Annotated in this window: 3 protein-coding genes; all 3 read right to left on the reverse strand. The window is 46.7% G+C overall.

From position 1 onward, the window contains the following. Positions 1–16: 16 nt before the first annotated feature. Entirely contained in the window at positions 17–748 is a 732-nt protein-coding gene (locus JO943_RS17230; protein ID WP_005228633.1) for a helix-turn-helix domain-containing protein, read from the reverse strand. A gap of 269 nt (positions 749–1,017) precedes the next feature. Then, complete coding sequence (tpgA, locus tag JO943_RS17235; RefSeq protein WP_202741390.1) at positions 1,018–1,836, reverse strand: trimeric autotransporter adhesin/peptidogylcan-associated protein TpgA; 819 nt, start codon at positions 1,834–1,836, stop codon at positions 1,018–1,020. Between the two features lie 61 nt (positions 1,837–1,897). Then, on the reverse strand, positions 1,898–7,247 hold a 5,350-nt coding region (locus tag JO943_RS17240; protein WP_202741391.1), incomplete at its 5' end, for a YadA-like family protein.

Below are 7,247 nucleotides of genomic sequence, written 5' to 3' on the forward strand. Positions count from 1 at the left end.
TCTGCCTCACATTGGGTTATTTAAAATACTTCCTGAACTGACAAGGCGAACATCCTGTCCATCCTTTAAATGCACGTGTAAATGCGCTGTGTTCCGTATACCCCAATGTGTAAGCGATATCCGATAAGCTCACATCTTTATCCTGCAATAAAAGCAATGCCTTCTCATGCCTTTTTTGTTTTACTAATAACTTAAACTCTTCTCCTTCATTTTTTATTTTTTTTGATAAAATTCGTGGTGTTAGTTTCATTTTCTTTGCTACTTTTAATAAATAAGGCTCTCCTTCCGATAGCGTATTATTAATCTGCTGATTAACTTTCTCGATAAAATCGATTGACTTTTTATTTTCATATACATATGGATTGGCCGCAAAAAAAGCCTCCATACATATTTTATTAAAACTTCTGCAAATGGTCACAGAATCAAAAAAAGAACTTGAACATAATGCGTCTTTATAAGCAGATTCGAGATCAGATTCGAATATACAATGAATATCTTCTGCTTCCAGTCGCTCGACTAAATAGGCCACACTTTTTAAAAACTCTGTTTCAGAAAAATTATGATCTAATAATTCACACTTATAGACCAGAATAATACGGAAGAAATCTAAAGATAGATCATCGATAATCGAAAAAAACTTTTCAACATCGAGCAGAAAAAAAACCACAGCATGTTTTAAATCTTTATTACCGATTTCAATAAGATGTAGTTTTATATTTCTTTCGCAATGTAAAAAAGTATGAAACATACATTCTATCTCAGGATTTACTCCTCTATACCCTAACAAAATTCAACACGATATTTTTAACACTTTAGAACATTAAAATAATCATTTTAGGAAAAATTTAAGATTTCATTTATTTTTACTTTTTTTCAGGTTCATTTTTTCTTTTATATGCCTCTTACTTTACCATTTATTCAAAAATATAAATAAAAAAATAAGTATTTTTCAATCATATAATTTCATTTAAGACAGTGCAGGTGAAAATCACCTGCACCTCGTTCATTCAGACTCACTTACCACTGAACGTTGACACGACGATTCGGTGCCAGACATTCAATTAGCTGGGTATTACGTGCCTGTCCTGAACAACGTTGATAGACCTCGGTCTCGCTATTAGCCTGTAGTTGAAGCCGGGCCGGATCAATGCCTTGCTGGACCAGAAGTTGCGCTACGGTATTGGCTCGTCTGGAAGAAAGTGCCTGATTGTAATTAAACTTTCCCAAACGATCGGTATAACCCGATATAATCACTGGATTATGTGATTGTTGAATCGCCTCAATCACGCTATTCAGATTGGTTGAGCCTGCCTCAATCGCATTGGCATCTGAACGATCAAAGGCAAAAAAGAGAGTTGCAGTTTGTGGTGCGGTCTGAACAGGTGCAGGTAAAGGTGTGGGCACCACATTATTGACACCCCAAGTCATCAATCCCTGACACTCCTCACCTTTCCAAGACAAGCGGTTGGCAATGTAGTGCTTGTCAAAATCAATCCGTAGCTGACAGCGTTTATAATCCTGCGTATTCGGAACACGGATATCCAGTACATAGTTCCAGGTCTTGACCGCAAACACACCTTCACTAAAGTGCGGATTACCCAGAATATGACGGAACTGGTCCTTGTTCATACCAGTATCCAGACGGGCCACATCGTTATATTCATAACGCTTGACCAGCTTAAGATAACTTTTATTCACCTCCGGAAAGGTCACGTCCTGTGCCTGGGTTAATTCAACTTCACCCTGCGCTTCAACTGGAGTTTCCGTTTCATCCGCCTGACTGCTGAATGCAAAGCCCGCAAGCGTAATCATCATTAAGGCTTGAATCTTATTCATATGTATCTCACTTGATTATTGTTGGGAAAAGGAGAGCCTGCTGGCCCTCCTTTTAAAAGGTTTAGTCAATAACAGTACTTACGCCGACACGGACCAGTGGGCTATTGCCTTCACTTCCCATCGCAGCACCAGTTGTGAGAGACCAACGACCATTATCAGCGGTGCGTCTAAATGTCACACCAATTGCACTCTGGTCGTTGTAATAAGCGGCACCCGCAGCCATGGTTAACTTACCGGCAACAAATGGTGCATTTTCCAATGCAGCTGTTGCAGCAATACCCGCAGACATCTTGTCTTCCAGTTTACCCATACGCTTGTTGGTGTCGTAGAAGGCTTGCTGTAACTGGTCACCAAGGTTGGTTACACGGTTATCAAGCGCACCTAAAGCATCGCCGACATTGTTGTAATTACCGCCCGCAACATTGTAGCTTGGACCTTTCCAGCCCTTATCCGGGTCATAGCCTGCGCCACCACCCAGCGCTGCGCCAACATCCTGATAAGACTGATGTAACTGACCACCGTTAATACCCTCTTGTGAACCTTTGGCAATCGCACCGTCAGCCACACCGGTGACTTTCTTGCCGCCCGCATTAATACCATCGGTAGTCATGCTTGGGCCTTGCTCGCCTTTCGGACCAGTGATACTGATGCCACCACCAGTTACCTTGGTAGAACCTTGATCGCCTGCGACAGTGACCTGATCCGCTTCAACCTCTTTCACCTTGATCTTGTCGGCCAGACCAACTTCATAGTTGGTACTGCCATCATCGTTCTGGGTTTTGTTTACTGTCAGATTGTCATCTTTTTTGCTGACTGTGGTTTTCGCTGCTTTGGCATCATTCTTCACAGACTCAATTGCATCATTGACATTATTTTTGCCAGTTCCGCCAATATTGCTGGTGGTCAGGCTACCATCCGGGTTCACCGTGGTATTTCCGCCAATCACATCAGCAACACTGTCGGAAACACCTTTTAACTGACCGCCATTGACCGCATCTTTCGAGCCTGCTGCAACTTCGCCATCCGCGACACCTGTGACTTTCTTGTCGCCAGCATCAATGCCATCTTGGGTCACGCTTGGGCCACCTTCGATGGTCAAGCCATTGCCATCCACACGGGTACCGCCCGCAGTCACGCTATCCACATCCAGGTCTGGTGCAGTGGAGACTTCATAATTGCTGCTGCCGTCCGCATTTTTGCTTTCTTTCACAACAATGTTCTTGCCTTCATTCACCGTAGACTTGGCTGCTTTGGCTGCATCACCGACCGCACCAATCGCATCATTGATGTTGTCTTTACCTGTTCCACCGATGTTGCTGGTGTTAATGGTACCGTCCGGATTGACTGTGGTATTGCCACCAATCGACTTCGCCACGCTATCTGACACGCCTTTTAACTGGCTGCCGTTGATGGCATCTTGTGAATCGGCTGCAACGCGACCTGCCGCAACACCTGTAATCACGGTATTGCCCGCATCAATGCCTTTGGCAGTGATACTTGGTCCAATGTTATTGCCCATTGGGTCAACAAAGCCCAGACCGGTTGAATTCAATACAGTACCGTTACCGTCCTGGTCTTGCAGCGTTACACCTTTGGCACCATATTCGGCTTCGTTCCCTTCACCGTCTTTAACCTGAGTGCCTTTCGCCGTCAGAACGGTTTCGTTGCCTTCATCATCGGTCGAAGTCACGCTATCGAACTTCACGTCTTTTGCGGTTGCAACTTCGTAGCTGGTACTACCATCAGCATTTTTGCTTTCAGTTACGACCATGTTGTCACCCTCAGTGACCGTGGTTTTCGCCGCTTTGGCAGCAGCGCCTACCGCACCAATAGCATCATTGATGTTGTCTTTACCTGTACCACCAACATCTGGATTGGTGTATTTGCCTGTGTTTGGATCGTATTGGGTATTACCACCAATAATGTTCTTCACACCTTCGCCTTGGGCATTTAACTGGCTACCATTGATCGCATCGGTTGAATCTGGATTGACAGCACCCGCTGCAACACCGGTGATTTTCTTGTTCCCTGCATTGATACCAGCTTTAGTTACACTTGGACCGCCGACAATAGTCATACCGTCATTGTTGATCACGGTATCGCCCGCAGTCACGCTATCCACTTTCAGGTCACGGTTCAGGCTGTACTTGATGTTGTTGCCATCTTTCGCAACCTGTAAGTTTTCTTCGCCATCTGCTGTGCCGATATCAACCGTGTCGCCCGCTTTCACTGCACCTGTATTGGCACCGTTCGATTGCAAGTTCCAGCCTTTGTCTAACTCAGTGATTGCATCACCTACGTTGTTGAGCTTGTTACCGTTCACTGTGTAGTTCGGCGCAGTCACGGTTCCGTCCGGATTCACGGTTGAACCACCACCGAGTGCATCAGATACACTTTGTGCATTCTTCGCCAACTGGCTACCATTGATCGCATCTTTCGAGTCTGGGTTGATGTCGCCATCAGCCACACCAGTGATCTTGCCAGTTGTGCTGTCAATTTTCACATCGCCGACTTGTACAGAATCAAAGTTCACATCACGTGCTGTAGCAACTTCATAATTGGTACTGCCATCAGCATTCTTAGACTCGGTGACCAACATGTTATCGCCTTGGGTAACTGTGGTTTTCGCTTCAACAGCTGCGCCACGCACCGAGTCAATTGCATCATGGATGTTGTCTTTGCCTGTGTTACCCACATTGGCTGTTGTCACAGAACCGTCCGGATTCAAGCTGGTTTCACCACCAATCGAGTTCTTGACGCTGTCTGCCACACCATGTAACTGGCTACCGTTGACCGCTTCTGTAGAACCTGCTGCCACCGTACCATCGGTTACACCACTGATTTTGCCAGTCGCTCCATCAATGTTGACGTTACCAACTTTCACCGAATTGAACTCGACATCATCAGCCGTTGCCACGGTATAGATGGTTTGTCCATCTGCACCCGTCGTGCTATCGACAGTCATGTTTTTGCCAGCTTCAACTTCGGTTTTTGCAGCCGCAGCTTCTGCTTTAATCGCATCGGCAACCGTGTCATAACCTTTGTCATTCACTGTGAATGGACCATTCAGCTTGCCGCCTTCATTGGTGACACCACCACCCAGAATATTGCCGACTGAATCTGCCGTATCATGCAACTGACCGCCATTGACTGCATCTTTCGAGCCTGCAGCCACTTCACCGTCTGCTACATTGGTGATCTTGTTACCTGCTGCATCAATACCGGATTTGGTTACGCTTGGACCACCCGTGATGCTCATACCGTCATTGTTGATCACGGTATCGCCTGCAGTCACACTATCCACTTTCAGGTCACGGTTCAAGCTGTACTTGATGTCATTACCTTCTTTCGTTACCTGTAGGTTTTCTTCACCATCTGCTGTACCGATATCAACAGTATCACCTGCTTTGACTGCGCCACTGTTGGCACCGTTAGATTGCAAGTTCCAGCCTTTGTCCAGTTCAGTAATTGCATCACCAACATTGTTCAGGCTAGTGCCGTTTACGCTGTAGTTCGGTGCAGAGACTGTACCGTCCGGATTAACGGTTGAACCACCACCTAGGGCATCTGCAGTACTTTGTGCGGTATTGTGTAACTGGCTACCATTGATTGCTTCTGTAGAACCTGCTGCAACCGTACCATCGGTTACACCACTGATTTTGCCTGTTGCGCCATCAATGTTCACGTCACCGACTTTCACAGAGTTGAACTCAACATCATCAGCCGTTGCCACGGTATAGATGGTTTGCCCATCTGCACCCGTAATGCTGTCGACGGTCATGTTTTTGCCAGCTTCAACTTCGGTTTTTGCACCCGCTGTCGCCTGATCGAGCTGATCTTTATTCACCGCATCAGTACCATCAGTACCTGCCGCAACATTGGTAATCTTATTACCCGCAGCATCAATACCAGATTTGGTTACGCTTGGACCACCCGTGATGCTCATACCGTCATTGTTGATCACGGTATCGCCTGCAGTCACACTATCCACTTTCAGGTCACGGTTCAGACTGTACTTAATGTTGTTGCCATCTTTCGCAACTTGTAGGTTTTCTTCGCCATCTGCGGTACCGATATCAACGGTATCACCTGCTTTAACTGCGCCACTGTTGGCACCGTTCGACTGTAAGTTCCAGCCTTTGTCCAGTTCAGTGATTGCATCACCGACATTGTTCAGGCTAGTGCCGTTCACGCTGTAGTTCGGTGCAGAGACTGTACCGTCCGGATTAACGGTTGAACCGCCACCCAAGGCATCTGCAGTGCTTTGTGCAGTATTGTGTAACTGGCTACCATTGATTGCTTCTGTAGAATCCGCTGCCACCGTACCATCGGTTACACCACTGATTTTGCCTGTTGCGCCATCAATGTTCACGTCACCGACTTTCACAGAGTTGAACTCGACATCATCTGCAGTCGCCACGGTATAGATGGTTTGCCCATCTGCACCTGTCGTGCTATCCACAGTCATGTTCTTGCCAGCTTCAACTTCAGTTTTTGCACCCGCTGCAGAAGCTTTTAACTGATCTACATTGACCGCATCGGTACCGTCCGTACCTGCTGCAACATTGGTAATCTTATTACCCGCAGCATCAATACCAGACTTGGTCACGCTTGGACCGCCCGCAATGGTCATACCGTCGTTGTTAATAACCGTATCACCCGCAGTCACGCTATCCACTTTCAGGTCACGGTTCAGACTGTACTTAATGTTGTTGCCATCTTTCGCAACTTGTAGGTTTTCTTCGCCATCTGCGGTACCGATATCAACGGTATCACCTGCTTTAACTGCGCCACTGTTGGCACCGTTAGATTGCAAGTTCCAGCCTTTGTCCAGCTCGGTAATTGCATCGCCGACATTGTTCAGGCTAGTGCCGTTCACGCTGTAGTTCGGCGCAGTCACTGTGCCGTCTGGATTGACAGTTGAACCACCACCTAGGGCATCAGATACGCTTTGTGCTGTACCATGTAACTGGCTACCGTTGATCGCTTCTGTAGAACCTGCTGCCACCGTACCATCGGTCACACCACTGATTTTGCCTGTTGCGCCATCAATGTTGACGTCACCGACTTTCACCGAATTGAACTCGACATCATCTGCAGTCGCCACGGTATAGATGGTTTGGCCATCTGCACCTGTCGTATTGTCAACAGTCATGTTCTTGCCAGCTTCAACTTCAGTTTTTGCACCCGCTGCAGAAGTCTTTAACTGATCCATATTGACTGCATCAGTGCCTTCGGTCCCTGCTGCAACATTGGTAATCTTGTTGCCCGCAGCATCAATACCGGATTTGGTCACGCTTGGACCGCCAGTAATGGTCATACCGTCGTTGTTAATAACCGTATCACCCGCAGTCACGCTATCCACTTTCAGGTCACGGTTCAGGCTGTACTTGATGTTGTTGCCTTCTTTC

This window comes from Acinetobacter sp. 'aerobic (ED)' (assembly GCF_904886855.1).
Taxonomy (GTDB): Bacteria; Pseudomonadota; Gammaproteobacteria; order Pseudomonadales; family Moraxellaceae; genus Acinetobacter; species Acinetobacter courvalinii.

Bases quoted from the DNA above. Each gene is read 5' to 3' on its own strand.
- JO943_RS17230 (WP_005228633.1), bottom strand. From the start codon at position 748: ATGTTTCATACTTTTTTACATTGCGAAAGAAATATAAAACTACATCTT.
- tpgA (WP_202741390.1), bottom strand. From the start codon at position 1,836: ATGAATAAGATTCAAGCCTTAATGATGATTACGCTTGCGGGCTTTGCA.